The sequence below is a fragment of the Pseudomonas alkylphenolica genome, assembly GCF_004025535.1.
GTDB classification, from domain to species: domain Bacteria; phylum Pseudomonadota; class Gammaproteobacteria; order Pseudomonadales; family Pseudomonadaceae; genus Aquipseudomonas; species Aquipseudomonas alkylphenolica_A.
Genome location: NZ_QJRG01000050.1, coordinates 194,458 through 221,208 on the forward strand (window position 1 = coordinate 194,458; position 26,751 = coordinate 221,208).

Below are 26,751 nucleotides of genomic sequence, written 5' to 3' on the forward strand. Positions count from 1 at the left end.
CCCCCATTTACCAGTCGAGAGAATTGCCATGAAAGCTGCCGTATTCCACCAGGTTGGAGCCCCGTTGGTCATTGAAGAAGTGGGCATCAGCAAACCGGGCCCGCGTGAAGTGCTGATCCGTACCCGAGCGGTTGGCGTCTGTCACTCGGACCTGCACGTCATTGACGGTTCGTTCCCGTACCCCGGCCCGATGGTGTTGGGCCACGAAGCCGCCGGTGTTGTCGAGCAGGTCGGTTCCGAAGTGCGTTCGGTCAAGCCGGGCGATCACGTGGTCACCTGCCTGACGGTATTCTGCGGCCATTGCGATCATTGCGTGACAGGGCACCTGGCCCGTTGCGTGTCGCCGGAAACCAAGCGTGGCAAGGAAGAAGAACCGCGCCTGACCTACGTGCAAAAGCCGATGCCGCAGTTCGTCAACCTGTCGGGTTTTGCCGAGCAGATGCTGGTGCACGAGAACGCCTGCGTCGCCATTCGCCGCGACATGCCGCTGGACCGCGCCGCGCTGCTGGGCTGCGCGGTCACTACAGGTACTGGCGCGGTGTTCAACACCGCCAAGGTACGGCCGGGCGAAACCGTTGCGGTGATCGGCTGTGGCGGCATCGGTCTGGCGGCGATCAACGGTGCGGCACTGGCCGGGGCAGGGCGGATCATTGCCATCGACATGCTGGATTCAAAGCTGGAGCTGGCCAGACAGTTCGGTGCCACCGACCTGATCAACGGCAAGGACGGTGACGCCGCCAAACAGGTACTGGAGCTGACCCGTGGCGGTGTGCATCACGCCTTCGAATGCATCGGTCTCAAACAGACCGCCGAACAGGCCTTCGCCATGCTCGCGCGCGGCGGCACCGCCACAGTGATCGGCATGCTCAAACCCGGCCTGAAGATCGAGCTGGACCCGCTGCAGCTGTTGCACGAGCGGCGCATCCAGGGCTCCTTGATGGGCTCCAACCGTTTCCCGGTCGATATGCCGCGGCTGGTGGATTTCTACCTGAGCGGCAAGCTCAAACTCGACCAGATGATTTCCCAGCGGATCAGGCTTGAGCAGATCAACGACGCCTTCGATGAACTGCGCCGTGGCGAACTGGCGCGCTCGGTGATCGTTTTCGACGCGTGACCGCGCCCCGCACGAACCTGCTGCCGGCCTGGGGGCCGGCACGCCCCTGGCTACGGAGTAGAAGGATGGACATTGATTTCACCGTGCACGAGCGTGCCTTTCGCGATGAAGTGCGCGCCTACCTGCGTGATCACTTGCCGGATGAGTTTGCCCAGCGCATCGCCCAGGGCAAGCGCCTGAGCAAGGACCATCAAGTGCAGTGGATGCGCACGCTCAACCAGCAAGGCTGGCTCGCACCGGGCTGGCCGGTCGAGTTTGGCGGAACCGGCTGGACGGAGGTGCAAAAGCATATATTTGATGAAGAGTGCTTTGCCGCCGGTGCGCCGAAGGTGGTGTCTTTCGGGTTGAAGATGGTCGCCCCGGTCATCATCAAATTTGGCACGCCGGAGCAGAAAGCGCGGTTTCTGCCGCGCATCCTCAGTTGCGACGACTGGTGGTGCCAGGGGTACTCCGAACCGGGCGCAGGCTCGGACCTGTCTTCGCTGAAGACCCGTGCGGTGCGCGAGGGCGAACATTACCGGGTCAACGGCCAGAAAACCTGGACCACCCTGGCGCACTATGCCGACTGGATGTTCTGCCTGGTGCGCACCGACCCCGAAGCTCGCCAGCAACAGGGCATTTCCTTTCTGTTGATCGACATGAAAACGCCTGGCATCACCGTGCGGCCAATCATCACCCTGGATGGCGAGCACGAAGTTAACGAAGTGTTCTTCGACAACGTACGGGTGCCGGTCGCCAACCTGGTCGGCCAGGAAAACCAGGGCTGGACCTGCGCCAAATACCTGCTCACCCACGAGCGCACCAGCATCGGCGGCATTGCCCAGAACAAGGCATTGCTCGGCCGACTCAAGCGCATTGCCAGCCAGGAGCTGCGCAACGGCGTGCCGTTGATCGAAGAGCCGATGTTCCGCGCGCAGATCGCCGAAGTCGAAATACAGTTGATGGCTGCCGAAATGAGCAGCCTGCGCACCCTGGCGGCGGTCAGTGGCGGCGGCGTACCGGGCGCGGAAAGCTCGTTCCTGAAGATCAGGGGCACCGAGATTCGCCAGGCGATCACCTACCTGATCAGTAAAGCCGTAGGGCCTTATGCCATGCCGTTCATTGAGGATGAGCTGGGCTATGGCGAAGAGCCGCTGCTGTACACCGACTACAGCAGCGCGGCCACCTACCAGTACCTGGATGCGCGCAAGGCGTCGATTTACGGCGGGGCGAACGAAATCCAGAAGAACATCATTGCCAAAATGATTCTCGAACTCTGAGGAGCCGACCATGGACTTCAAACTGAACGACGAGCAGTTGATGCTGCAAGACACCGTGGCGCGGCTGGTGCGTGACACATACGGGTTTGAGCAGCGCGAGCACTTTCGGCAAAGCGAGCACGGCTTCAGTACTGCGTTCATGCAGCAGCTGGCAGATCTTGGCCTGTGCGCCGTACCTTTTGCAGAGGCCTACGGGGGCTTTGGCGGCAGTGGCGTGGAAACCATGCTGATCATGACCGAGCTGGGCCGCGGGCTGTGCCTTGAGCCGTTCCTGCATTCGGTGATCTTTGCCGGTGGGCTGGTCTCCCAATTGGGCACCGAGGCGCAGAAAGCCGAGCTGCTGCCGCAACTGGCCACTGGCACCTTGCAGATGGCGGTCGCCGTCGATGAGCCGCAAAGTCACTACCAGTTGCATGATGTACAGACTGTCGCGCAACCGGTGGCCGGTGGCTGGACACTCAACGGTCGCAAGTCGGTGGTGGTTGCAGGCCAGAGCGCCGGGTTGATCCTGGTGTCGGCCCGCACCGGGCAGGGTGTTCGGGACGAACAGGGGGTCAGCCTGTTTCTACTTGACCCCCAGGCTCGCGGCGTTTGTCGGCGTGCGTTTGCAACCATGGACGGACGCATGGCGTGTGAGGTGTACCTGGAGGACGTATTCGTCGACAGCAGCGCGATACTCGGGGAGGTCGGGCACGCGCTGTCAGCCTTGCGTTACCAGCAGGGTCGCTGTATTGCCGCGCAATGTGCCGAGGCAGTCGGCAGCATGGAGGCGGCCTGCCAGTTGACCCATGACTACCTGAAAACCCGCCAGCAGTTCGGTCAGCCGATCGGCAAGTTCCAGGCCTTGCAGCACCGCATGGTCGACATGCGCATCGAACTCGACCAGGCCACTTCCATGACCTTGCTCGCGGCCTGTGTGGCCGATCAGCAGGACAGCGACCAGCGTAACCGGGTACTGGCGGCGGCAAAGTTCATCGTCAGTCGCGCCAGCCGCTTCGTTGCCGACCAGGGCATTCAGTTGCATGGCGGCATCGGCCTGACATGGGAGTACGTGTTGTCGCACCATGCCAAGCATCTGCTGATGGTAGCCCGGCAGTTTGGTGATGACGATCATCACCTGCAGGCGTACGCGAGGCTTTTGCAGGTGGCCTGAGCCGCGCCAATTCTCCAACCCCACTCCCCAGGAGCGGTGCGGATCCCACTCGACTGATGCATAAGCTGCCAGTGCTTCAACGAGTGGATCCCCAAGGAGAATAACAATGTATCGCTCATCACCTTTTGCGTTTGCCAGAAGTGCACTCGCCGCTGCCTGCCTGGCGGCGACGCTGCAGCCGGCACTGGTTCATGCCGCGCAAACACCCCCGGCCGCCTCGGTGCAGGCGTTCTCGGACCAGGACGTCAGCGACGCCTACACCTATCTGCTCGGGCGCCTGCTGGTGCTGCGCCAGCAGCAACTGGATTTCCAGGCCGGGATGCAGTGGAACCAGCTGGTACACCGCAAACCGGGGGACGTCGAATGGCCCAACCCCAACCTCGACGTGGCCTATTCCGAGGCATGGCTGGCACTGGACGCACACAGTTGCACCCTGGTCGGGGTGCCGAAGATCGTCGATCGCTACTACACGGTGCAGTTCCTCAATGGCTGGGGTGAAACCCTGGCCAACATCAACGAGCGCAGCCAGCCCGACCATCCTTATGGCGACTATGCGGTGTGCCTGAAGGGGGCAAAGGTCACGCTGCCGGTCGGGGTCAAGCGCATCGACCTGCCGGTGCGCACGGCACGCATACTGTCGCGGGTTGAACTGGGCGCTGACTGGAAGCAGGCCGAGCACTTGCAGCAGCAGTTCAGCCTGCGTGCCAGCGGCACGCCCGTCACCGAAGCGATCCCTAAAACGCCGATGTTTGCCCTTAACAAACTGCCGGGCGTCGAAGCGTTCGACAGCGCCGTGGTTGCCTTGCAGGAGCCCGACCTCAACCCGGGTATGCAGGCGCTGCAGGCCAAGGTGCGCGCCATTGCAGCGCAGATCGGTGATCCGGCGGCACGTAATGCCATCGACCGGCAGATCAGGGCGCACGCTTTTCCCGCCCTGGCCAAGGCGACGCTGACCATCGGCCCGGGTACCTTGCGCAACGGCTGGGTGCGTCCGGCAGTGTCCGGGGCCTACGGCGAGGATTACCTCACGCGCACCCTGGTCGACTACGGCGGCATCTGGGCCAATACCCAGGCGGAAGTTCACTATTTCCGCGGCGGTGCGCTGGAGAACGGCGAACTGCTCGACGGCGGCAACAGCTACTCGCTGACGTTCCCGGCCGACCAGCTGCCGTCGAAATTCGCCCGCTATTTCTGGTCGATCACCGCCACTGACGCTAAACAGTTCCGGGTGCTGCCCAATGCTCAGGGGCGCTTTCTGCTCAACAACCAGTCCAGCCTGAGCTACAACGCCGACGGTTCGCTGACCCTCTACTTCGGGCCGAAAGCGCCAGAGCAGGGCGCCGAGGCCAACTGGTTGCCTACGGTGGCCGGGCAGCCGTTCAAGCTGACGTTCCGTTACTACGGTGCCAAGGGCCTGGTCGCCGATGGCAACTACTTCCCGCCGGCGTTGGTTAAACGCTGAGTTCAATCCGGGCCGCGGGCAGGCGCCCCGGTCCCTTCACTTGCATGGATAATAACAATGACTGCATTGAAACCCTTGGCAGCCGCCATCGCTTTGTACGCGGCCTGCCTGCCGGTCGCCCACGCCCAGGCCACAGCCGAAGCGCCTGTGGCGGTGACCGTTGACAATTTCATTCGTGCCGAAACCGATCGCTATTTCGGCCTGACCGTTCAGCGTGGCGGTTTTGGCACGTTCTCCCACTGGCGCGACCTGATCCCGGTGGATCGCCCGACCGTGATCCGTCCCAACCGGGATACCCTGTATTCCACGGCAATTTTCGACATGAACGCCGGCCCCGTCAGCGTGACCCTGCCGGATGCCGGTAAACGCTTCATGTCGCTGGTGATGATCGATGAAGACCATCAGGTCATTGGCGTGCACTATGGCGCCGGTGAGTACCGCCTGAACCCGGCGGATGTGTCTACCCGTTATGTGATGTTCGGTGTCCGCACGCTGATCAACCCCGCCGACCCGCAAGACCTCAAGAAGATCGCGGCACTGCAGGATGCCATCGTCGTCAGGCAGGAAAACGGTCCGGGGCAGTTTCAGGTACCAACGTGGGATGAAGCCAGCCGTGCGCAGATCAGGCAGACGTTGTTTGCCCTGGGTTCGACCCTGAGCGATTCACGGGGAATGTTCGGCAAACGCGGTGAGGTCGATCCGGTACGCCACCTGATCGGCAGCGCCATGGCCTGGGGCGGCAATCCGGAGAAGGACGCCTATTACCAGGTGGTGACCCCGGCGCACAACGATGGCGCCACTGTATACCGGCTGGATGTTCCACCGGTGCCGGCCGGTGCGTTCTGGTCGGTCAGCGTGTATGACGCGCAAGGGCATTTCCACAAGAACCCGCAAGAGGCGTATGCGTTGAACAACCTCAATGCGCAAAAGGGCGATGACGGCAGCGTTTCGGTGCGCTTTGGCGGGTGCACGGCCACGGTCGCCAACTGCCTGCCGATCATGCCGGGCTGGAACTACATGGTGCGTTTCTATCAGCCGGCCAAGGCGGTGCTGGATGGAACCTGGAAGTTGCCTGACGCACAGCCGGCGTCCTGAAGGCGTCCATTGCACTTCCCCTGTAGGAGCGGATTTATCCGCGAATGGGCCGACGCGGATGAGTTCGTTGTTACTGTGGCCAGGCAATAAAAAAGCGGCGGTCAATTGACCGCCGCTTTTTTTTGCGCTTCGGACTCAGCGAACGCCAGCGTTACGCAGGGCTGCCGGGGTGTAGTCGTTCATGCGTGCTTGCTTGCCATAGAAAGTCGCGTGCTTGGACTCATTGGTCATCGCCAGGACGTTGTAGCGGCCGGCCATCAGGTCGTAGATACCTTGCATGGCGTAGGCCGGCGCGCCCCGTTCGAAGTCGTTGACGGCGTAGCCTTCAGCCACGCGCCAGAGCTGGCCACGGCCGTCATAGTGATCGACCTCGGCAAGCTGCCAGGTGTCTTCGTCGAAGTACATGTCGCGCTTGGCATAGATGTGGCGCTGACCGGCCTTGAGCGTGGCCTCCACATGCCATACCCGGTGCAGCTCGTAACGGGACAGGTCCTGGTTGATGTGCCCGGGCTTGATGATGTCGTCGTACTTGAGGCTCGGCGACCACAGTTTGTAGTTGTTGTAGGGAATGTAGAGTTCTTTCTTGCCGACCAGCTTCCAGTCGTAGCGGTCCGGTGCACCATTCATCAGGTCGGTGTTGTCGGCGGTGCGCAGGCCGTCGGCGCCTGAACCCGGACCGTCGTAGGCGATCTGCGGTGCACGTCGAACACGGCGCTGACCGGCGTTGTAGACCCAGGCCAGGCGGGGTTCCTTGACCTGGTCGATGGTTTCATGGATGAGCACGACGTTGCCGGCCAGGCGCGATGGCGCGGTGATGCGCTGTTTGTAGAAGTAGAAGATGTTCTCGGCCTGTTTGTTGTCGACGCCGTCCATGTACTGCGGGTAGCTCAGCTCGTCGTCATATTCGACGATGGAGTAGGAACCGTTCGCCTGCGGCGCAGCCTGGGCAGCCTGGCGAAACATGTTGCCACCGCGGTAGCGGTTGTTGTGGTTCCAGTACACCTCGACGCCGTTTTTCGGGATCGGGAAGGGGTAGTAGCGGGTTTCGACGAAGTTGCGCAGGCCGTTGCCGTCGTCGCTCAGTTCGGTGTTCAGTGCACTCTTTTTCGCCAGGGCATAGATGTTGTCCGGTACAGCGGCGGTACGCTGGCTCTTGTACACCGGAATCTTGTAGCTGTCCGGGTAGCGTTTGAACATTGCCATCTGGCCGGGGGTCAGCTTGTCCTTGTATTGCTCGGCGTTGGCGGCGGTGATGACGAACAGCGGTTTGTCGCTGGCAAACGGGTTGCCCAGAAAGCCATTGGCATCCACCGGCGCGGCACCGGGCTTGAGGCCGCCGGTCCAGGCCGGGATGCTGCCGTCGGCATTGCCCTCTTTTTGTGCCCCCAACGGTGTGAGGGTGGTGCCCAGTTGTTGCGCTTCCTGCGGCGAAACGGCGGCGATCACACTGGTCGCCAGCAGCGACAGCGCCAGGGCGCCGGTACGCATCATGATTCGGGTGTTCATGCTGGTGGTTCTCCGCTCTTGTGTCAGAAGTTCACGCCGAAGCTGAGCGCGACATAGTCGCGGTCGACGTTGGTGTTGAAGTCGCCACCGAAAAAGTCGGTGTAGCTGAGGCTGGTGGTGTAGGTGTTGAGGTAGTCGGCATCCAGGCCAATGCTGATGGCCTTGTTGCCTTCCTCGAAGTTCGGGCCGTAACCGTCGACATCGTGCGACCAGGCCAGGTTGGGCGAGAGGTTGATGCCGGCGATCACGTTCGGGTAGTCGAGCTTGGCGCGCAGGCGGTAGCCCCAGGAGTTGGTGGTGTAGAAGCCTTTGTCGTTGCACTGCTGGGCCGGGTTGCTGGCGGTGGGCGTACCCACACCGGTGCCCTGGCAGGTAGCGAGCCCAGCGACGCCCGGCAGAATGCCGGAACCGTAGGCAGGGCTGCGGCCAAAACGCAGGTCGGTGCCGTCTTGCTCGCCCAGGCCGTTGATCCGGTTGTAGCCCACTTCACCCACCAGGGTCAGGCGGCTGGCCCCCATGACCTGGTCAAAGAACTGCGTGGCGGTCAACTGTGCCTGGAGTACCGGCATGCGCTTGTAGCCATTGATATCGGTACCGGCGACCGCCGCTGACGGCGGGGCGATGAAGCCGGTGGTGATCAGCGGCGAGGTCAGGCTGTTGAGCGTGCCGTTGAGCAGATCGGCGGTGTTGAGCTGCAGGGGCATGTTTGGCCGGTAGCTGACTTCACCGCCCAGCGAAACACTGCTCAGCGTGGTCTGGAAGCTCAGGCCATACAGGCGGATGTCTTCGGGATAATCAATGAAGTAACGGGCGTTGCGCGGCACGTTCAGGGCGCTGGCGGGGGTGCCTGCTCCGGTGGTGCGTACGGTACTCAGGAACGGCGAACGGCTGTGGTAGTTCATGGCGTACAGGCCGAACTCGGTGTCGTGCAGCTCGGGCACGTACCAGCGCAAGGCCAGGCCGTACTGGCCGCTGTCACCGGGTTCGTTGTCCTGCAGGCGCGGGATGTACACGTTGCTGTTGGCATCCGGTGCACCCAGGTTGTCGGAAACTCCGGGCGCCAGGTCCAGGCCGGCGACCACCAGGCGGTCGTTGCAGCCGCGTGGTACACCGTCGTTACCAAAGAACGTGCCGCAGTTGTCGACCACCGAGTTGTCCCACTCCAGCTGATAGAACGCCTCGGCGGTGATGTTGTCGGTCAGGCCCTGGGAAACGTACAGCATGTTCACCGGGATCAGGCCTTCCTTGATCTCGGCACCGGGGCGGCGCAGGGCCGCCACGTCGATCGGGTTGATGCTGTTGATGGAGTTGCCGATGAAGGTGCTTTCGCCCCAGCTCACCACCTGCTTGCCCAGGCGCACGTTGCCGGCCAGGTCACCCAGGGTGTAGTTGTGGTAGACGAAGGCATCGAGGAATTCGGCGCCGGACGACTTGGCCAGGTCATCGCGACCGCTGTCATCGATGTCGTAGAACAGGCGGTGCTCGTCTTTGAGTTCAAAGTCGTACCAGTACTTGCCGCGGACGAACACGCCGCTGTCGCCGTACTTGAGCTCCAGGTCGTGGACACCTTTGAAGATCTTCGAGAAGGTTTCGCCTTTCTTGAAGTTCAGGCGGTTGTCGTCGACGGTGCGCGACGAGGCGGTGCCACGCTTGCCCATCGAGTTGAAGTTGGAAATCAGTGAAGGGTCGGCACCCCGTACCGCCCAGCTGGCTCCGATCGACAGGGAAGAATCGAACTGCCCCTCGATTTCCCCGATGTTGAAGTCAACGGCACTCGCCATTTGGCTTGCGCCGAGAGCGACGGCAGCAGCCAGCAGACTTGGCTGAAACACTCCGCGCTTTCTTGTTGTTGTCATGCGGTTCTCCAGGTTCGGATGATGTGGCGTTGCCATCCTAGGTGGCTGAACCTGGGTGATGAATTGCCTGATTGGATGTTTCTAGCGACTACCCGAAAGCATTAGTGGCGGCGGTTTACGCTGCAAAATACCTCGATTGGCGGATGGGTTAGTGGCGTCTCGCGCGCGAATATGCAGCCTGACTTGATTGATTTCAGGAGCCGCCGTGTCCCAGCCCCTTTCCCCGATGGCCCCGCCCAGAGCGCCGTCGGGCCATCTTCAGCGCGAACCGCTGGAAGAGCGGTTGCTCGGCCGTACGTACCGGCTGCGTTTGCTGTGTGCCCCGGCGGGCTATGGCAAGACGGTGCTGCTCAACGATTGCATGCGTCGCTGCAATGACGGTGTACGCTGCCTGTGGCTCGACCTTGGCGGGCACGCACCTACCCTTGCGCAGTTTTGCCGACGCTTGGCCGATGGCCTCGGCCTGGGCCCCGAAGTGGCCGAAGACACCGAGGCTTTGCTCTGCGCGTTGACGTCCAGCAAGGATCATTGCTGGCTGGCCCTGGACGACTTTCCCGCCGACGCCAGCGCAGAGCTCAACACCTGGATCGACCGCCTGATGCGCTCGCAGGCCCCGGTGCAACTGTGGGTCAGTTGCCGCCAGCGGCCGGCCTGGAAGCTGGCGCGCCTGTTGCTCGAAGGTGAATTGCTGGAATTGGGCGCCCGCCAGCTTGCGTTCAGTCGTGACGAGCTTGAAACACTGGTAGGGCGCCTCGATCCGTTGGCCAACGCCACCAACACTGCACGTTTATGGCAGCAGACCCAGGGCTGGTGCGCCGGCGTGCGCCTGCTATTGGGCACTTCCGGGCGCAATGAGCGGGCGGGGGCGAGCTGGATGCGCGAATACCTGGGCGGTGAGTTGCTTGCGCCCCTGTCAGAAGAGGAACGTATGCTACTGATGAGCGCAGCCCACCTGCCGCGGCTATCGGTGGATTTCTGCGAGCGGTTGTGGCCACAGGGCAACGCCGGTGCGTTGTTGCGGGGCTTGCTGCAATCCGAGTCGTTTTTTTTACCGGTTGGCACCGATGGCCTGTGGTACCGATTGCTGCCTGCCGTGGCGCTGGCGTTGCAAGGCGAGCTGCCGGCGCCTGCGCTCAACCGCTTGCGTCTCGACGCCTGCCGGCTGTTATGCGAAGCCGGGTTCATCGATGAAGCGATTGAACTGGCGCTGAGCACCCAGCAGCCGGAAATGGCCGCCAGCCTGATGGAGCGTTTGACCCTGGACTGGATGTTCAGCGAGCGCCACCTGCACACCTGGCTCGACTGGCTGACGCGGCTGCCGCAGCGGGCGCTGGAAAGTTCGCCCAGCCTGATTTACCTGAATGGGCGGGCGCTGCTGAGCAGCTGGCGCCTGGACGATGCCCGGGCCCACATCGCCAGGCTCGCCTGGGCAACGCCACAGCCAAAGGCCAGTCACCACAGCCGACTCCTGGCCAACTGGCAGGCCTTGCAAGGCACGTTGTCGGGGCTCAGTGGTGATGCGGCCAGCGCACGCGCGCATTGCCAGTCGGCCTTGCAGCACCTGGAACTGCGTGACTGGCCTTCGTCATTTTTGTGCTACTCGACCCTGGCGCGGGTGGCGATGGCCGCCGGTGAACCGGAGCAGGCGCGGGCACTGCTGGACTCGTCGCTGCAATTGGCACGGCGCCATGGCTGCATTGCCAGCGAGGTATTGATCAGCGCCGACCGAATCCGCCAGCTGATTCTCTACGGTGAACTGGACCTGGCCGGGGCCGTACTGCAGGAGTGTTTCGACCTGGTCGCCGCCGATGGTGGTAGCCACGATCTGTTGCTCAGTCGCCTGATGCTGCTGCGCGGTGAGTTGTACCTGTTGCGTGGCGACCTGGCGGCTAGCGAACGGCTGTTGCGCGCAGGCCTGGAGCGCGGCATCGAAAGCAGCGATCCCTATGTGCTGCATGCCTTGATCGGCCTCTCGGAGGTGGCGGCGTGCAAAGGCGAACTCGAGCAGGCGCGATTGCACCTGCGTAATGCCGAGCGGCATATGCAGCGGGGGCGGGTCAGCGAGGTGTGCTACAAGGGGTTGATCGACTACCAGTACCTGCGTCTGCTGGCCCGCCAGCAGGACTGGCAAAGCATACTGCCGCTGGTGCGCAAGGCGATCGCAGACGGCGCGGCGTGCCTGCCACCCTTGCACGCGCCGTCTTTGCCGCAACGCCTGCAAATGCTCCTGGCCCTGGCCGAGTGGGGCGTTGGCAAACTGGATCACGCGGTTGCGCGTTTGCAGGCATTGCTCGACACCTGTGAGCGCCTGGGTTTTTACAGCCTGTTGCCGGAAGTGCAGGTTGCGCGGGCGCGTATTGATCAACAGCGCGGGGTGTTGCGCCCGGGCGATGCACCGGCACTGGCGCGTACCAGCCTGCTGGCAGGTTGGGGCGGTCAGGGCAGCGCGTTGATGCTGGCGGCGCCCGGGGCCCGCGACAGCCTGACATCGCGAGAAATTTCGGTGCTGCAACTGGTCGCCCATGGCCTGTCCAACCAGGAAATCAGCGAGCAGCTGTTCATCTCCTTGAATACGGTCAAGGCCCACACCGTGAAAATCAATCACAAACTGGGGGTCAAGCGCCGTACCCAGGCGGTGATGCGCGCCAAGTCGCTGGGAATGCTGGCCTGATCAGTCGAGCAGGCCGCGGGCCCGGGCGATCGCCACGGCTTCGGTGCGGCCCTGGGCACCGAGCTTGGCGCTGATGTTGCGCAGGTGCGTCTTGACCGTGTGCTCGGACAGGTGCATCTGCTGCGCAATGGCGCGGTTGCGGTTGCCGGCGGCCAGCAAGCGAATGACCTGCAGCTCGCGGATGGTGAGCAGCAGGTCGTCCGCAGGTTCGGCACCTTCACTGCTCTCGCCCTGGGCGCCACTGCGCTTGAGCAGTTCCACAAGAAACTCCGGGGCGATATCCAGGCTGCTGGACAATGCCTGGCAGGCTACCGCCCAGCGCTCCAGGAGCTTGACCAGCGCCGGCCCTTCTTCGAGAAACGTGCGCAAAAAGCCTTCCTGGCTGGCCAGGCGCAGGGCCGGGGTGAGCGTCTCCAGGGCCTGCTTTTGCCGGCCATTGCCAGCCTGCGCCATGGCCAGCAACAGGCGCAGCTTGAGGGCGCGGCGCCGGTGCTGACGCTGTTCGGCTTCCTCCAGCGCTGCGCTCAGTGCGCGGGTGGCCGGGACATGATCACCACGGGCGATCAGCAGGCGCTGGCGGGCAATGAACGGTGTGTCGGCGTCGCAGGCAAAGGTCAGTACCTGCGGCACGTCCCATTGCCCGGCCAGTTCGGCCGTCGCCAATGCCTGGGCGGCGCTGTCCAGGCGCCCCTCCAGTGTGGCCACGCGGGTGCGCTCAAGCCAGGCGGCGCAGAGAATGCGCTCGCAGCCGCTGCGTCGGCCCAGTTGTTCAAGGTCGGCAAGATGGCGCATCCAGCTCTGGCGATCGTCGCGTTGCAGCGCGATACGTGCCAGCACGATTCGCTGCGCGATTAACAAGTCGGGGCCGCCCAGATCAAGGACATGGGGCGGGATGCGGTCGAGAATGGCGCTGGCCTGGTCAAGGGCATCCCCCTCGTACAGCACCAGGGCATGGAGGATCTCCAGGGTTGCCCGTGGGCCGACTCGCTTGCCCTGGGCGCTGTTGATACGGTCGGCATTGGCACGGTCGGTTGCGGCGGCCTCGAGGCGGGCAAGCGCTGCTCGGCGCTGGCCTTGGGTCAACTCCAGTGAGCTTTCTATATAGACGACGATGCCGTCGACCAGCACAGAGCGCTCCTGCGGCGCCTGCCTTGCCAGGCGCATCAGCAGTGCCCGGGCTTCGTCGTGGCGGCCGGTGGCAATCATGCAGAAGGCCAGCGGGGTGGCGACCATGCCGAATTGCAGGATGTCGTTGGCGGGCAACTGTTCAAGGTGGGCCTGGGCCGTGCTCAAGGCTGCTTCGAGCTGGTCGGTGAACGCCAGCAGCAGGCAACGGATGGTCTCGGTTTCCAGCGTTACGCTGTTGCGTTGCACCACCTGCATGGCGTCGCGATAACGGCGGTCCAGGATCAGCAGCCAGGCATGCGCCAGCACCAGGCGCGGGCGTTCCTGCAATGTGCGCACGGGCAACTGGTCCAGCCAGCGCAGCAGCATGCGCAGGCGCCCGGCGTCGACCAGTTCATCCAGGCGTCGGTCCAGTTCGGCAACCACCTGATCGATGTCGCCAGCCTGCAGTAAATGGTCGATGGCAGCGGCGGGGTGGTTCTGCTCCAGGTACCAATGGGCAGCTGCGCGGTGCAGGTCCTGCACCTGTTGCGCCGATTGCCGGGTCATGGCATTGCGCAGGTAACCATGCATCAGCCGGTGATAACGGAACCACTGGTGTTGCGGGTCGGCAGGCTGAATGAACAGGTTGGCGCGTTGCAGCTGCCCGATCAGCACGGCGCTGTTATTACGCTGGGTGAGCGCATCGCACAACGGGGCGCTGAAACGCTCCAGAACACTGGTCTGCAGTAAAAACTGGCGCAGCTCGTCGCTTAGCCTGGCGAGAATGTCTTCGGTGAGGTATTCGGCCAATTGCTGGTTGTTGCCACAGAAAGCACCGACTCCCTCACCCAGGTCCGTGCGGCCATTGAGCGACAGGGTGGCAAGGAATAGTCCGGTGATCCAGCCTTCGGTGATTTCCTGCAAGCGGGCGATGTGCTCATCGCCGATGGGTGACGGGCAGCGGCTGCGCAGGAACGCCGCCGTCTGATCCGGGCCCAGGCGCAATGCATCGGTGCCCACGTCCAGCACCTGGCCCCGCGTGCGCAGACGCCCGAGGGCAAGTTCGGGATTGGCGCGCGAAGCGATGACCAGGCGTGCACCGGGTGCCAAAGCAGCTAGCACCTGTTGAACAAAGGCGAGGCTCTGCGGCGATTCAAGGGCTTCGAAGTCGTCCAGCATGATCGTGAAGCCCGGCTCAAGTGCCGGCAACCGTTGCAACAGCAGGTGCTGATCGGTAATGGGCTCTCCCGCGGGTTGACCGTCGAGGGCCTGTAAACCGGCATGCAGGTGTGCGGCAAGCCTTGCCGGAGCATTGTCGGCGCGGTCGAGCGTCAACCACACCACACGACGGCCCGTGGCCAGGCAGCGCTCACGCAATTGGCGCATCAAGGTCGTTTTGCCGTAACCGGCGCCGGCACAGATCAGCATCAGACGGGTTTCTGCCGCCGCCTCCATGGCGTCGACCAGGTTATCGCGAGCAAGCAGGGGCGAGCCGCCCGTGGGGACCACGAATTTGTCCGCATGGATCACAGGGGCGGGCGCTTGTGCCTGTTGCGCCGACGGCAGGACGCGGCTGGGTACAAGACTCAGGCGGGCAGTCAGGTCGTGACGAGTGGGCATGGGTCTCTCTGGCCAAAGGGGCCGCCTGTGACGGGCAGCTCTGGTTGTTCTGTGGTGCAGATAATGCCACGGGCGCGCAACCTCGCGTCAATTTCACTCGTTCGAGCGATAGGTTGGCCCCGGCCCTCTGGCTAGCCTGTTGCAGGTCGGTACGCCGACCGTAATGCCACTAACCAATAAGAGAGAAAAAGCATGGCAGGACCATTGGCCGGGGTAAAGGTAGTCGAGATGAACGCGATCGGGCCCGCACCGTTCGCCACCATGCTGCTTGCAGACATGGGCGCGGAGGTGATCCGCATCGACCGCCAGCAATCGGGCTTTCTCAACGGCGATGACAGTGTGATCGGTCGGGGCCGTCGCAGCCTGGTCATCGATCCGCGCAAGCCGGGGGCGACCGATGTGCTTTTGCGCCTGATCGACGGCGCCGATGTGTTGATCGAAGGCTTCCGACCCGGTGTGATGGAGCGCCTGGGGTTGGGACCTGAGGTGTGCATTGCGCGCAATCCCAGGCTGGTTTATGGGCGCATGACCGGCTGGGGCCAGTCCGGGCCGCTGGCGCAGACCGCGGGCCATGACCTCAATTACCTGGCCATTACCGGTGCCCTGCATGCCATGGGCCACGCCGACCGGCCCCCGACGCCGCCCTTGCACCTGGTCGGCGACATGGGCGGCGGTGCAATGTTTCTTGCCTTCGGAGTTGTCTGTGCCTTGCTGGAGGCTCGTCGCTCCGGCCAGGGCCAGGTGGTGGATGCCGCTATCTGCGATGGTGCGGCGCTGCTCAGCACCATGTACTACGAGTTCAAGCAGGGTGGCCAATGGACCGACCGCGGCGAGAACATTTTCGACGGCGGCGCGCCGTTCTATGGCTGCTACACCTGTGCAGATGGCGGTTTCATCTCCATCGGTTCGATCGAACCGCAGTTCTACCAGCAGTTACTGACGTTGTGCCAGATCGACGACCCGCTGTTCAAGAACCAGTGGGACCGAAGCCTGTGGCCAGCGCAGCGCGAGAAGCTGCAGGCGCTGTTCGCCACGCGCACGCGCGACCAGTGGTGCGCATTGCTGGAAGGGAGTGACGTCTGTTTCGCCCCGGTACTGGACTTCAGCGAGGCGCCGGCTTACGCCCACAGCCAGGCCCGCGGCGCCTTCATGGACAGCGACGGGGTCAGCCATCCGGCACCGGCGCCGCGCCTGAGCCGCACCCCGGCGCAGGCGGGCAGCAAGGCCAGCAATGGCCAGCACAGCGAGGAAATTCTCCGCGAACTGGGCCTGGACGCAGCTGCCATTGCGGCCCTGCGCGAGACCGGCGCAATCGCCTGAACCGGGGAGGGTGGGATGACCCCACCCTTTCCCCACCCCTTTCTACTCGTGGAGGGCGGGGTACAGGCGAAAAGCGTTGCGCAACCATGATGCCAGGGCCCCGGAAACACCGGTGAGCCAGCCAAGTCTACTGACCGCGGAGAATACGATGTCCCAGAAAACCTACGTTGCCGGTGTCGGCATGATCCAGTTCGCCAAGCCCGGTGCCAGCGGCAGCTACATCGAAATGGGCGCCTAGGCTGTGCGCCAGGCGCTGCAGGATGCCGGTATCGGTTACGAGCTGGTGCAACAGGCCTACGCCGGCTACGTGTATGGCGACTCCACCTGCGGCCAGTCGGCGCTGTATGAAGTGGGCATGACCGGCATTCCGGTGATCAACGTCAACAACAACTGCGCCAGCGGTTCCACGGCGCTGTTCATGGCCCGCCAGGCGGTAGAAAGCGGTGCTGTCGACTGCGCCCTGGCGTTTGGCTTCGAACAGATGCAGCCCGGCGCTCTGAAAAACTTCTGGACCGACCGTCCGCTGACCATGGGCAAGGGCTTTGACAGCGCCGCGCTGGCGTTCCCGGAGGGCGTCGGTATGCCGGGCGCACTGATGTTCTTCGGCGGCGCCGGCCGCGAACACATGAACAAGTACGGCACGCGCATGGAAACCTTCGCCGCAATCCGTGCCAAAGCCAGCCGCCATGCCGCCAATAACCCGCTGGCGGTGTTCAAGAAAGTCGTCAGCACTGAAGAAGTGATGGCCGACCAGGTGGTCTGGGAAGGGGTGATGACCCGCCTGATGGCCTGCCCGCCGACCTGCGGTGGTGCTGCGGCGATCATCGTTTCCGAGCGTTTTGCCAAGCGTCATGGCCTGCGCACCGATGTGTCGATCCTGGCCCAGGCGATGACCACTGATACGCCCGATGCCTTCGAGCCGCCGTCGATGATCGACATCGTCGGTACCGGCATGACCCGCTCGGCTGCCTGGCAGGTTTACGACAAGGCCGGCGTCGGCCCGGAGGATATCCGCGTCTGCGAACTGCACGACTGTTTCGCCCACAACGAATTGCTCACCTATGAAGGCCTGGGTTTCTGCCCGGTCGGCGGCGGCGAGCAGTTCGTTCTCGATGGCGACAACACCTACGGCGGCAAGGTGGTGGTCAACCCGTCCGGTGGCCTGCTTTCCAAGGGCCACCCGCTGGGCGCCACCGGTCTTGCGCAGTGCTACGAGCTGACCCATCAGCTGCGCGGCAGCGCCGAAGCGCGCCAGGTGGAAGGGCTGCAGCACGCCTTGCAGCACAACCTGGGCCTGGGTGGCGCCGGCGTCGTGACCCTGTACGGTCGCGGCTGATCGTCCCGCCAATCACCAGGAAACCATCGAAATGGCAGATAAAAGTCTGATCGGTCGTGCCCTTGGCACCACCACCAGTGCCGTGGAAAAGGGGCGTCTGCGCTTCTTCGCCAAGGCCATTGGCGAGACCGACCCGGTTTACACCGACGAAGAAGCGGCGAGGGCGGCGGGTTATCCGGCCCTGCCGGTACCCCCCACCTTCCTGCTGTGCCTGGAAAGTGAAGGCCGTGACCCGCAAGCGATCGTTGAAGACATCATGGGCTTTGACCTCGGGCGCATCCTGCATGCCGAGCAGGAATTCAGTTACCACCACATGGCCTTTGCCGGCGATGTACTGACCTTCGACACGCGCATTGCCGATGTCTACGAGAAGAAAGGCGGGGCCTTGCAGTTCGTGGTCCAGCAGACCCGTATCACCAACCAGGACGGCGTACACATCGCCGACCTTCGCTCCTCGCTCGTGCAGCGCTGAGGCCTAGTCATGACCCATACCCCGACCCGTGCCCTCCAGTACAGCGATGTACACGTCGGCACCGAATTGCCGCTGCTCAGGCTACGTCCGGTCAATCGCACCATGCTGGCGTTGTACGCCGGTGCGTCCGGCGACCACAACCAGATCCACATAGACATCGACTTTGCCCGCAAGGCCCGCGTCCCTGACGTGTTCGCCCACGGCATGTTGTCGGCCGCCTACCTGGGCCGTCTGCTGACCAGCTGGGTGCCGCAAACGCAAATCCGCAGCTTTTCCATGCGCTTTGTCGGCATTACCCAGATTGGCCACATCCCGCACCTGACCGGCCGCGTAACGGAAAAATTCGAGGCCGACGGCGAGCAACGCGTGCGCCTGCAGATCCAGTGCGCCAACCAGTACGGCGAACCCAAGGTCGTCGGCGAAGCCGTTGTCGCCCTGGCCTGACCCCTCCCTTACAGATGCTAGAAGACGTTTAAGAAGGTAATAACAATGAAAAAACTCGAAGGCAAAGTCGCCCTGGTCACTGGCTCCGGTCGTGGAATCGGCCGCAGTGTCGCCCTGAAACTGGCCGCCGATGGCGCCCGCGTGGTGGTCAATGACCTCGATGCCGGCCCGGCCGAAGAAGTCGTGGGCGAAATTCGCGCTGCCGGTGGCGACGCCGTTGCCTGCGTGGGTAGTGTCACCGCCGTGGATTTTGCCGAGCGCTTCATCAAGACGGCGGTCGACAGCTTTGGCGGCATCGACATCATCGTCAACAATGCCGGTTATACCTGGGACAACGTGATCCAGAAGATGAGCGATGAGCAGTGGTACGCCATCATCGACTGCCACCTGACCGCACCGTTCCGCATCCTGCGCGCTGCGCAGCCCGTCATCAGTGCCCTGGCCAAGCAAGAAGCCGCCGAAGGCCGCGTGGTCAACCGCAAGGTGGTCAACATTTCATCCATCGCTGCCGGCGGCAACGCCGGTCAGGCCAACTACTCGTCTGCCAAGGCGGGCATCCTCGGCATGACCAAATCGCTGTCCAAGGAGTGGGGGCGTTACAACGTCAACGTCAACGCCGTGGCCTTCGGTCATATCGATACGCGCATGACCCAGGCCCTGGCGGGTGATGCCAGCAAGACCGTCAACATCGAAGGCCGTGAAATCAAGGTCGGCATCCAGCCGGCGGCCATCGCCGCCAGCAACCAGCTGTGCCCGCTGGGCCGCCCGGGCACGCCTGACGAAGCGGCAGGCTCGGTCTACCTGTTCTGCATCCCTGAATCCAATTTCGTCTCCGGCCAGGTGCTGGTGTGCGGCGGCGGTTTCGGCAACGTCTGACTGAGTGAGGAGAACACCATGCGTGTAGCGAACTATGTGTCGCCTTGGGAAGATGCCGACCTGGTTGCCTTCCGTGACAGCATCCGCCGATTCGTACGCGAGCAGCTGCTGCCGCACGAAGACAAATGGCGCGAACAGCACCGTTCCGACCGCAGCGCCTGGCTGGCCTGCGGCGAGATGGGCATGATCCTCCCGGACATGCCCTCCGAGTACGGTGGTGCCGACGGTACGCCTGCCCACTACGCAGTGGCGATGGAAGAACTGACCTATGCCGGCGCGATGAGTATCGCCCTGAGCATCAACCACATCGTTGGCCATTACATTCTCGCCGGTGGTACCGAGGCGCAGAAACGCCACTGGCTGCCGAAGATCGCTTCCGGCGAGTGCATCTGCTCGATCGCCATGACTGAGCCGGGTACCGGTTCCGACCTGCAGGGCGTGCGTACCCGTGCAGTGAAGCACGGCGACAAGTACCTGATCAGTGGCTCGAAGACCTTCATCAGCAACGGCCAGAACAGTGACATGGTGGTGGTGATCGCCAAGACCGACCTGGAGGCCAAGGGCTCGCGTGGCATCTCGCTGTTCCTGGTCGATACCGCGACCCCGGGTTTCCAGCGCGGCAAGTGCCTCGACAAGATCGGCCTGCCGGGCCAGGACACCTCGGAAATGTTCTTCCAGGACTGCGAAGTACCGGCGGACTGCCTGCTTGGCGGCGTAGAAGGCCAGGGTTTTGCCCAGCTGATGCAGCAATTGCCGTATGAACGCGCGGAAATTTCCATCCAAGCGGCGGCTTCCCTTGAGCGTGCGCTGGCGTTGACGGTGGAGTACACCCGCGAGCGCAAGGCATTTGGCAAGTCGATCCTGGACTTCCAGAACACCCGTTTCACCCTGGCTGAAGTCAAGGCCACCACGCTGGCCTCGCGCCTGTTCGCCGACCTGATCGTGCAGCGTTGGGTGGACGGCACCCTCGACACCACCCTGGCGTCGATGGGCAAGTTCTGGCTGACCGACCGCCAGGGCGAAGTGATCGATGATTGCCTGCAGTTCTTCGGTGGTTTCGGCTACATGAACGAATACCCGATCGCGCGGATGTTCGCCGATGCGCGGGTGGCCCGTATCTATGGCGGTGCCAACGAAATCCAGCGTGAGCTGGTGGGACGCTCGCTGTAAGGGGCCAGGCCGGGCGGCGTTCATCCACGAGAGGGTCGCCCGGCTTGCCAGGGAAGGCATCAACGATTCTGCGCCGGACAGCAAATCCCTTTCAGATTCGATCCTAAAATAATAAGACAGGAGGCTCCGATGTACATTACTCAAGGGTTGCAACGCCATCTTCAGCAGCGCCCCAACGCGGTAGCCATTCGTGAAATGGGCCGTAGCCTGACCTTCGCCGGCCTGGCCGAGCGCGTTGCGCGCCTGGCCGGGGCGCTCAAGGCGCTGGGCATGGCCAGCGACGACTGCATTGCCATGCTCTCGCGCAACTCGCAGCGCTATATCGAATATGCCCTGGGCGTGCCGTGGGCCGATTGCGTGCTCAATCCGGTCAACACCCGCTGGAGCGTTGCAGAAATCGTCTATTCGCTGTGCGATTCGAATTCCCGCGTGTTGATCGTCGACGACACGTTCAAAGACATGGGCGCCGCCATCGCCGCGCAGTCGCCATGCGTTCGCCACGTCATTTATGCCGGCGACGGCCCGACCCCGGCCGGCATGCTCAACTATGAAACCTTGCTGGCCGAAGCGATCCCGCAGGAGGATGCGCGCCGTGGCGGCGATGCCCTGCTGGGCATTTTCTACACCGGCGGCACCACCGGCTTCCCCAAAGGCGTGATGATCAGTCACGCCAACCTGGCATTCGCCGGGCTCTCGGCCATGACCCGTGGGTTCTTCGGCGAAGACGCCGTGTTCCTGCATGCCATGCCGATGTTCCACCTTGCCGACTTCTCGGCCCTGTACTGCCTGACTGTCAGTGGCGGCACCCATGTGGTCCTGCCAGCCTTCAGCGGCGAAGCGGCGATCAGTACCATCATCAGCGAACAGGTCACCGACCTGATGCTGGCCCCGACCATGATCCAGATGATGCTTGATGCGCGCCAGGCGGACACCCAGACCTGCGACATTGCCCTGGGCTCCATTCGCTACATCGTCTATGGCGCTTCACCGATTACCCCGGCACTGCTCGATCGTGCCTGCGAGGCCTTCCCGGCAGCGGGCTTTTTTCAGGGTTACGGCATGACCGAGCTGACCACCGGCGGCACCATGCTTGATGCCGAGTACCACTGCGCCCATCACCAGCAAAGCGGCAAGATGTATTCGGCGGGGCGTGCAGTGAACTGCGTGGAGCTTAAGAAGGTCGACAGCGAGGATCGTGAAGTGCCTCGTGGCACGGTAGGCGAGATCATCGTGCGTGGCCCGAATGTCATGCTCGGCTACTGGAACCGGCCTGAAGATACCGCCCAGGTGCTCAGGCAGGGCTGGATGCACACTGGCGACGGTGGCTACATGGATGACGAGGGCTTTGTCTACATCGTCGATCGGCTCAAGGACATGATCGTCAGTGGCGGCGAAAACATCTATTCGGCAGAAGTGGAGAACGCCCTCAGCAGTCATCCGGCGGTCGCCCAGTGCGCGGTGATCGGCATTCCGTCAGACAAGTGGGGAGAAAGCGTACACGCGGTGATCGTGCTCAAAGCTGAAAATCACGTCCATGCCGATACGCTGGTTGCCCATTGCCGCGAGCGGATCGCCGGCTACAAATGCCCGCGCAGTATCGAATTCCGTGAAGCCATGCCGCTCTCGGGGGTCGGCAAGATCCTCAAGAACGAGCTGCGAAAGTCCTTTTGGGAAAATCGCACGCGTAATGTTGGTTGACCGGATAGTGCCATGCCCTGTGTTCAGTTGATTACCACCCAGTTCACTCCTGCGCGGCTGAGTACCCGTACCGTCCTGCGCGAGCAGTTGCTGGAAAAGCTCCAGCACTGGCGGCATAGCCGCCTGGTGCTGGTCACCGGCAGCGCCGGGTTCGGCAAGACGACGCTGATTGCCCAATGGCGACAGGCATTGATCACCGCTGGCGCGCAGGTGGCGTGGCTGTCGCTGGCGGTGGACGATGGCCGGCTCGAAACGTTTTGCGCCCACCTGATCGGCGCCTTGCGCCACGCGGGCCTGGCGATTGACGATGAGCTGCTGCAACCGATGCCGACCGCCGACGCCAGCGTGCAGGCGGCCTCGGCGTTGCTGATCAACGCCTTGGCGCAGCTCGGCGGCAAGCTCTACCTGATGGTCGATGATGCTCATCACATTACCGATGCACGCACGGTTGCGCTGATACAGATGCTCTGCGAGAACCTGCCCGAGGACGTGCACCTGGTACTGGCTTCGCGGGTTGTCTCGCCCCTGCAATTGGGGCGGCTGCGCGCGCTGGGCCAGGTGTGTGAAATCGACAGCGCAAAGCTGGCCTTCGATTTTCGTGAGTCGCTGGCGTTTCTCAGGGGGCATCTGGATGAGCAGCTGGAGCTTGAGACGGTCCATGCCGCCCATGCGTTGACCGACGGCTGGCCGATCGGCCTGCAGCTACTGGCCATCGCGCTGAAGAACAACCCGCGTACGCCCCTGCAAAGTGCTGCATTTGCGCACAACAATGCGGCGTTGGCCGACTACCTGGCGCAGGATGTCGTGGCGGGCTTGCCTGGCGAGTTGTTGGTGTTTCTGCAAAAGCTCTCCGTGCTGCGTCGCTTCAACGCTGAAGTGGCGGCGTACGTCTTTGAAGAGCCCGACGCGGTGCAGAAAATTGCCGCCCTGGAGGCACACAACCTGTTCATCCAGCCGCTTGCTGTTGAGGGGCAGGGCTGGTACCGCATGCATCCACTGTTCGCCGAGTTTCTGGCCCAGCGTCTGCGCGCCAGCGGTGTGGATGAGCGGTCGCTGCACGGGCGTGCGGCGCACTGGTTCGAACGCGCGGGGCTGGTTCAGGAGGCCTTTCGCCACGGTTTGCAATGTGAAGATTTCGGCCTGATCGTCGGGCTGCTGGAGCGCGTGCAACCGTCTACCCGCCGGGTGAGCCATCTGAGCCAGTTCATGCGCTGGCTGGAGCAACTGCCCCCGGGGGTGTTGAGCACGCACCCGAACCTGCTGTTGCTGGGGATCTGGGGTGCGGTGCTGACGGTGCTCACGCGCCAGGCGCACGACTGGATCGGCCTGCTTGAACGTGTGCCCCTGACCGATGACTGGGAAGGGCAACTGACATTGCTCAAGGCGGCATTGGCCATGCACCAGGATGACGACACCCGCTGCATGGTGCTGCTCGAATCCCTGGAGGGCAAAACGTTGCCAACCCCTTTTCAGGAGCAGGTGCGTATCGCGCTGACCATCAGTTGCCTGGCCTTGCGCGGGCACCATGGCCAGGCCCGCAACCTGTATCGGCAGCCCGCCGCGCGTTGCCTGCGCAGCGATGACGAAATGGCCTTGATGGGCCAGGTAACCATGGCCTCGGCGAGCCTGCTCGAAGGCAAGGCCGCTGAAGCCGAGCGCTTGTGCGCGCCCGTGCTGGACCAGGCAGAACGGCTGCATGGCAGGCGCTCGGTGAGTGCCTGCAGCGCTGCGGTGGTGATGGCCGAAGTGTGCTACGAGCTCAATCGGGTAGAGCAGGCCGGTGAAATCCTCGCCAACCGCCTGGACATCCTGCGCTTTTCGGCGCCGATGTTCATGATCGGTGCCGCACTGTGTCACGGGCGCTTGATCAACCTGCAGGCGTCGCCACGGGCGGCGCTGGATTATCTGGCGGAAAAAGAAGAGCACTTCGCCAACCTGGAACTGGACCGTGGCGTTGGCAGCATGTTGGCCGAGCAATTGCGCCTGGCCTTGATGTGTGGCGATTGCAGCCATGCCGAAGTGCTGCAGGGCAGGCTTGAAGAACTGGCGCGCAACCACCGTGGGGCGACGCCCTGCGATGCCGAGATCATGACCCTCGCGGGCTTGTCGAGAGCGCGATTGTCCCTGGCCAGGCAGCAGCACGAAGCCGCCCTGCAGGCGCTGGATATCGCCCAGCGTTATGCCGGGGAGTTCAACCGCGGGCGCTGGCGGGTTCAGGTCGATTTGTTGCGGGCGTTCGCCTTGCACGCACTCAAGCGCGAGGGCGAAGCGCAGGACAGCCTCAAGGCGGCAGTCGCCTGCGCTTATCGACTGGGCCTGGTGCGTACCTTGCTGGACGAAGGGAGCCTGTTCCAGTCGATGCTGGGCGAACTGAAGCTGGAGGAGGGGTCGGTGCTGGCCGAGTACCGCCAGGAGCTGCTCAGTACCGCACCGCCTGTCGCGGCGGTTGCGGTGGCGGCGCCAGTAACGCGAGAGCAGGGCCCGACGATGACCCGCCGTGAGCAGGAGATCCTTGACCTGCTGGAACAGTCGATGTCCAACAAGCATATTGCCCTGGCACTGAACCTGAGCCTGCAGACGGTCAAATGGAACCTGAAGAACATCTTCGCCAAGCTGGGTGTTTTCAGCCGTTACGATGCGATCCTGGCGATGCGCAGGCAGCGCCAGTGAGTTAATTCGCGGATAAATCCACACCTGATCTGTTTGAGCAGGTGTGGTCTGCGATGGGCTGCGTAGCAGCCCTAACTACGATGATTGTGCGATTAACGCACACCTGCCTGGCGCAGTGCCGCCGGGGTGTAGTTGTGCGCCGACGCGACAGCGCCGAACTCGATACTGCGTTTTTCCTCGTTCTTCAAACCCAGTACCGAATAGCGACCGGCCTGCAGGTCATACAGCACTTCTGCGGTATAGCCGGGGGCCTGCTTGTGGTAGTACTGCTGCGCATGCCCTTCGCCCACGCGCCACAGTTGGCCGCGTCCGTCGTAATGGTCCACTTCGGCCAACTGCCAGGTATCTTCATCGAAGTACATATGGCGGGTTGAATAGATATGGCGTTGATCGGGCTTGACCTTGGCCACCACCTCCCAGACGCGGTGCAGTTCGTAGCGGGTCAGGTCCTGGTTGATGTGCCCGGCCTTGAGAATGTCGGCATATTTGAGCGTGGGTGAGTCGAGCTTGTAGCTGTTGTACGGGATGTACAGTTCCTTTTTTCCAACCAGTTCCCAGGTGTAGCGGTCCGGGGCGCCGTTGAACATGTCGAAGTTGTCGGCGGTAGCCAGGCCATCGGCGGCCGTCGCCGGGCCATCGTAGGCAACCTGTGGCGCACGGCGCACGCGGCGCTGGCCGGCGTTGTAGAGCCAGGCACCGCGTGGCTCCTTCACTTGGTCGATGGTCTCGTGCAGCAGCATCACGGTGCCGGCAAGGCGAGCCGGGCCTGTTACCCGCTGGATGAAGTAAAAGAGGATGTTGTCGGCCTTGCTTTTGTCCAGGTCTGGTAGATTGCTTGGGTAGGAAATCTCGTCCTCCATCTGGATCATGCTGTAGGACCCGTTCGCCTGGGGCTGCACGCGCGTTGTCAGACGGTTGAGGTTTCCGCCACGATAACGGGTCAGGTGGTTCCACAGTACCTCGATACCGTTTTTCGGAACCGGGAAGGCATAGTAGCGCGTATCGCCAAAACCGCTCAGACCGTTGCCGCCATCCACTTCTTCGGTCTTGACTGCGCTGGCCTTGATGATCGAATAAATGTCTGCTGGCAGCGCCGCGGTACGATGGGTGGGGTAGACCGGAATTTTATAGCTGTCCGAGTAACGCTTGAACATCGCCAACTGTCCGGCCGTAAGCTTGTCCTTGTAGGTGTCTGCAGTGGCAGCGGTGATCACGAACAAGGGCTTTTCGTTGGCAAACGGGTCACTCAAAAAGCCTTTGCTGTCGACCTTGCCCGCCGTGGTTGGCAGGCCACCGGTCCAGGCCGGGATACTGCCGTCGGCGTTCGCCGCTTTGACGCCGCCCATAGGCGTCAAGGTGGTGCCTAGCTGCGCGGCCTCCTCGGGGGAAACCTTTGCCATTACGGCCGTGGCCAGAAGCGAAAGCGCCAGGGCGCTGGTTTGCACAACTGTTTTTATTGTTTTCATAACGTTGCTCTCACGTGGCGGAACCGCTTTGTTTCACTCGGTAGGGGACTGTTCAAAGCACGGTATCGTGCGGTCGATCGCCACCCATGGCTGTGCCGAGGCGCACCACAGGTGCAGGTTCGGTTTGGCGCTGGCCGGATCGCTCAGGGTTCCGGTTTTGACCGCCAGAACGCCAGGCATCGTTGCCACTTCGCTGTACAGCGCCGAGCCGCACTCTGCGCAGAAGTAGCGCTTGACCGGCAGGCCACTGCCACCAGCCTTGGCATAGCAGCCCAGGCTCGGGCCCTTGACCACAAAGCCTTCGGCCGGTACCAGCAGATTGACCGAAAAAGCGCTGCCAGACTGTTTCTGGCAGTCGCTGCAATGGCAGACCGCAACCGACAGCGGGGCCAGTTGGCTGGAATAATGGATGGCGCCGCACAAGCAGTTGCCGTTGATCGTGTTCATATGGGTTCT

At 62.9% G+C, this 26,751-nt stretch carries 18 protein-coding genes and 1 pseudogene; 14 read left to right on the forward strand and 5 right to left on the reverse strand.

Features of this window, described 5'->3' with window-relative positions:
- The first annotated feature begins 28 nt into the window (after positions 1-28).
- The 5 genes from DM813_RS27670 (at position 29) to DM813_RS27690 (ending at position 6,083) form a co-directional block, all read left to right on the forward strand.
- Positions 29-1,114, forward strand: coding sequence for a Zn-dependent alcohol dehydrogenase (locus DM813_RS27670; protein ID WP_128326589.1), 1,086 nt, complete (start codon positions 29-31; stop codon positions 1,112-1,114).
- Positions 1,115-1,179: 65 nt separating this feature from the next.
- Positions 1,180-2,373, forward strand: coding sequence for an acyl-CoA dehydrogenase family protein (locus tag DM813_RS27675; protein ID WP_128326590.1), 1,194 nt, complete (start codon positions 1,180-1,182; stop codon positions 2,371-2,373).
- Positions 2,374-2,383: 10 nt separating this feature from the next.
- Positions 2,384-3,526, forward strand: a complete 1,143-nt coding sequence (locus DM813_RS27680) for an acyl-CoA dehydrogenase family protein (RefSeq protein WP_128326591.1) — start codon at positions 2,384-2,386, stop codon at positions 3,524-3,526.
- 106 nt (positions 3,527-3,632) lie between these two features.
- Positions 3,633-4,988 carry a DUF1214 domain-containing protein gene (locus tag DM813_RS27685; RefSeq protein ID WP_128326592.1) on the forward strand — a complete coding sequence of 452 codons (1,356 nt, stop codon included), beginning with the start codon at positions 3,633-3,635 and terminating at the stop codon, positions 4,986-4,988.
- 57 nt (positions 4,989-5,045) lie between these two features.
- On the forward strand, positions 5,046-6,083 hold the full coding sequence (locus tag DM813_RS27690; protein WP_128326593.1) for a DUF1254 domain-containing protein: 1,038 nt from the start codon (positions 5,046-5,048) through the stop codon (positions 6,081-6,083).
- A 135-nt stretch (positions 6,084-6,218) separates the two neighbouring features.
- Here DM813_RS27690 and DM813_RS27695 read toward each other — a convergent pair whose 3' ends face one another.
- Both DM813_RS27695 and DM813_RS27700 read right to left on the reverse strand, forming a co-directional pair.
- Positions 6,219-7,589 carry a DUF1329 domain-containing protein gene (locus DM813_RS27695; RefSeq protein ID WP_128326594.1) on the reverse strand — a complete coding sequence of 457 codons (1,371 nt, stop codon included), beginning with the start codon at positions 7,587-7,589 and terminating at the stop codon, positions 6,219-6,221.
- A 23-nt stretch (positions 7,590-7,612) separates the two neighbouring features.
- Positions 7,613-9,445 (reverse strand): DUF1302 domain-containing protein, encoded by a 1,833-nt coding sequence (locus tag DM813_RS27700; protein WP_128326595.1) that lies wholly within the window; start codon positions 9,443-9,445, stop codon positions 7,613-7,615.
- Positions 9,446-9,650: 205 nt separating this feature from the next.
- Here DM813_RS27700 and DM813_RS27705 point away from each other — a divergent pair, with 205 nt between their 5' ends.
- Positions 9,651-12,116, forward strand: coding sequence for a LuxR C-terminal-related transcriptional regulator (locus DM813_RS27705; protein WP_128326596.1), 2,466 nt, complete (start codon positions 9,651-9,653; stop codon positions 12,114-12,116).
- On the opposite strand, the gene DM813_RS27710 is transcribed toward DM813_RS27705, so the two are convergent.
- Positions 12,117-14,843 (reverse strand): LuxR C-terminal-related transcriptional regulator, encoded by a 2,727-nt coding sequence (locus DM813_RS27710; protein ID WP_128326597.1) that lies wholly within the window; start codon positions 14,841-14,843, stop codon positions 12,117-12,119.
- 192 nt (positions 14,844-15,035) lie between these two features.
- Here DM813_RS27710 and DM813_RS27715 point away from each other — a divergent pair, with 192 nt between their 5' ends.
- The 8 genes and pseudogenes from DM813_RS27715 (at position 15,036) to DM813_RS27750 (ending at position 24,829) form a co-directional block, all read left to right on the forward strand.
- On the forward strand, positions 15,036-16,163 hold the full coding sequence (locus tag DM813_RS27715; RefSeq protein WP_128326598.1) for a CaiB/BaiF CoA transferase family protein: 1,128 nt from the start codon (positions 15,036-15,038) through the stop codon (positions 16,161-16,163).
- A 148-nt stretch (positions 16,164-16,311) separates the two neighbouring features.
- A pseudogene (locus DM813_RS27720) lies at positions 16,312-17,499 on the forward strand (lipid-transfer protein).
- 31 nt (positions 17,500-17,530) lie between these two features.
- Positions 17,531-17,971 (forward strand): MaoC family dehydratase N-terminal domain-containing protein, encoded by a 441-nt coding sequence (locus DM813_RS27725; protein WP_128326599.1) that lies wholly within the window; start codon positions 17,531-17,533, stop codon positions 17,969-17,971.
- 9 nt (positions 17,972-17,980) lie between these two features.
- Positions 17,981-18,415: a MaoC family dehydratase gene (locus DM813_RS27730; RefSeq protein ID WP_128326600.1), complete on the forward strand. Its 435-nt coding sequence runs from the start codon at positions 17,981-17,983 to the stop codon at positions 18,413-18,415.
- Positions 18,416-18,460: 45 nt separating this feature from the next.
- Entirely contained in the window at positions 18,461-19,291 is an 831-nt protein-coding gene (locus DM813_RS27735) for an SDR family NAD(P)-dependent oxidoreductase (RefSeq protein WP_128326601.1), read from the forward strand.
- Between the two features lie 18 nt (positions 19,292-19,309).
- Positions 19,310-20,461 carry an acyl-CoA dehydrogenase family protein gene (locus DM813_RS27740; protein ID WP_128326602.1) on the forward strand — a complete coding sequence of 384 codons (1,152 nt, stop codon included), beginning with the start codon at positions 19,310-19,312 and terminating at the stop codon, positions 20,459-20,461.
- A gap of 129 nt (positions 20,462-20,590) precedes the next feature.
- A complete protein-coding gene (locus DM813_RS27745) occupies positions 20,591-22,159 on the forward strand; it encodes a long-chain-fatty-acid--CoA ligase (protein ID WP_128326603.1) in 1,569 nt (522 codons plus the stop codon).
- Between the two features lie 12 nt (positions 22,160-22,171).
- Positions 22,172-24,829 (forward strand): LuxR C-terminal-related transcriptional regulator, encoded by a 2,658-nt coding sequence (locus DM813_RS27750; protein ID WP_128326604.1) that lies wholly within the window; start codon positions 22,172-22,174, stop codon positions 24,827-24,829.
- 92 nt (positions 24,830-24,921) lie between these two features.
- Here the strand turns inward: DM813_RS27750 and DM813_RS27755 are convergent, their stop codons facing one another.
- Together DM813_RS27755 and DM813_RS27760 are read right to left on the reverse strand one after the other, a co-directional pair.
- Positions 24,922-26,295 carry a DUF1329 domain-containing protein gene (locus tag DM813_RS27755; RefSeq protein WP_128326605.1) on the reverse strand — a complete coding sequence of 458 codons (1,374 nt, stop codon included), beginning with the start codon at positions 26,293-26,295 and terminating at the stop codon, positions 24,922-24,924.
- 33 nt (positions 26,296-26,328) lie between these two features.
- On the reverse strand, positions 26,329-26,742 hold the full coding sequence (locus DM813_RS27760; protein ID WP_128326606.1) for a GFA family protein: 414 nt from the start codon (positions 26,740-26,742) through the stop codon (positions 26,329-26,331).
- Between the last annotated feature and the right edge of the window lie 9 nt (positions 26,743-26,751).

Excerpts from the sequence above, each read along its gene's own strand:
- DM813_RS27735 (WP_128326601.1), top strand. The coding sequence starts at position 18,461 with ATGAAAAAACTCGAAGGCAAAGTCGCCCTGGTCACTGGCTCCGGTCGT.
- DM813_RS27725 (WP_128326599.1), top strand. The coding sequence starts at position 17,531 with ATGGCAGATAAAAGTCTGATCGGTCGTGCCCTTGGCACCACCACCAGT.
- DM813_RS27695 (WP_128326594.1), bottom strand. The coding sequence starts at position 7,589 with ATGAACACCCGAATCATGATGCGTACCGGCGCCCTGGCGCTGTCGCTG.
- DM813_RS27685 (WP_128326592.1), top strand. The coding sequence starts at position 3,633 with ATGTATCGCTCATCACCTTTTGCGTTTGCCAGAAGTGCACTCGCCGCT.
- DM813_RS27755 (WP_128326605.1), bottom strand. The coding sequence starts at position 26,295 with ATGAAAACAATAAAAACAGTTGTGCAAACCAGCGCCCTGGCGCTTTCG.
- DM813_RS27690 (WP_128326593.1), top strand. The coding sequence starts at position 5,046 with ATGACTGCATTGAAACCCTTGGCAGCCGCCATCGCTTTGTACGCGGCC.
- DM813_RS27710 (WP_128326597.1), bottom strand. The coding sequence starts at position 14,843 with ATGCCCACTCGTCACGACCTGACTGCCCGCCTGAGTCTTGTACCCAGC.
- DM813_RS27670 (WP_128326589.1), top strand. The coding sequence starts at position 29 with ATGAAAGCTGCCGTATTCCACCAGGTTGGAGCCCCGTTGGTCATTGAA.
- DM813_RS27715 (WP_128326598.1), top strand. The coding sequence starts at position 15,036 with ATGGCAGGACCATTGGCCGGGGTAAAGGTAGTCGAGATGAACGCGATC.
- DM813_RS27700 (WP_128326595.1), bottom strand. The coding sequence starts at position 9,445 with ATGACAACAACAAGAAAGCGCGGAGTGTTTCAGCCAAGTCTGCTGGCT.
- DM813_RS27750 (WP_128326604.1), top strand. The coding sequence starts at position 22,172 with ATGCCCTGTGTTCAGTTGATTACCACCCAGTTCACTCCTGCGCGGCTG.
- DM813_RS27740 (WP_128326602.1), top strand. The coding sequence starts at position 19,310 with ATGCGTGTAGCGAACTATGTGTCGCCTTGGGAAGATGCCGACCTGGTT.
- DM813_RS27760 (WP_128326606.1), bottom strand. The coding sequence starts at position 26,742 with ATGAACACGATCAACGGCAACTGCTTGTGCGGCGCCATCCATTATTCC.
- DM813_RS27680 (WP_128326591.1), top strand. The coding sequence starts at position 2,384 with ATGGACTTCAAACTGAACGACGAGCAGTTGATGCTGCAAGACACCGTG.
- DM813_RS27745 (WP_128326603.1), top strand. The coding sequence starts at position 20,591 with ATGTACATTACTCAAGGGTTGCAACGCCATCTTCAGCAGCGCCCCAAC.
- DM813_RS27675 (WP_128326590.1), top strand. The coding sequence starts at position 1,180 with ATGGACATTGATTTCACCGTGCACGAGCGTGCCTTTCGCGATGAAGTG.
- DM813_RS27730 (WP_128326600.1), top strand. The coding sequence starts at position 17,981 with ATGACCCATACCCCGACCCGTGCCCTCCAGTACAGCGATGTACACGTC.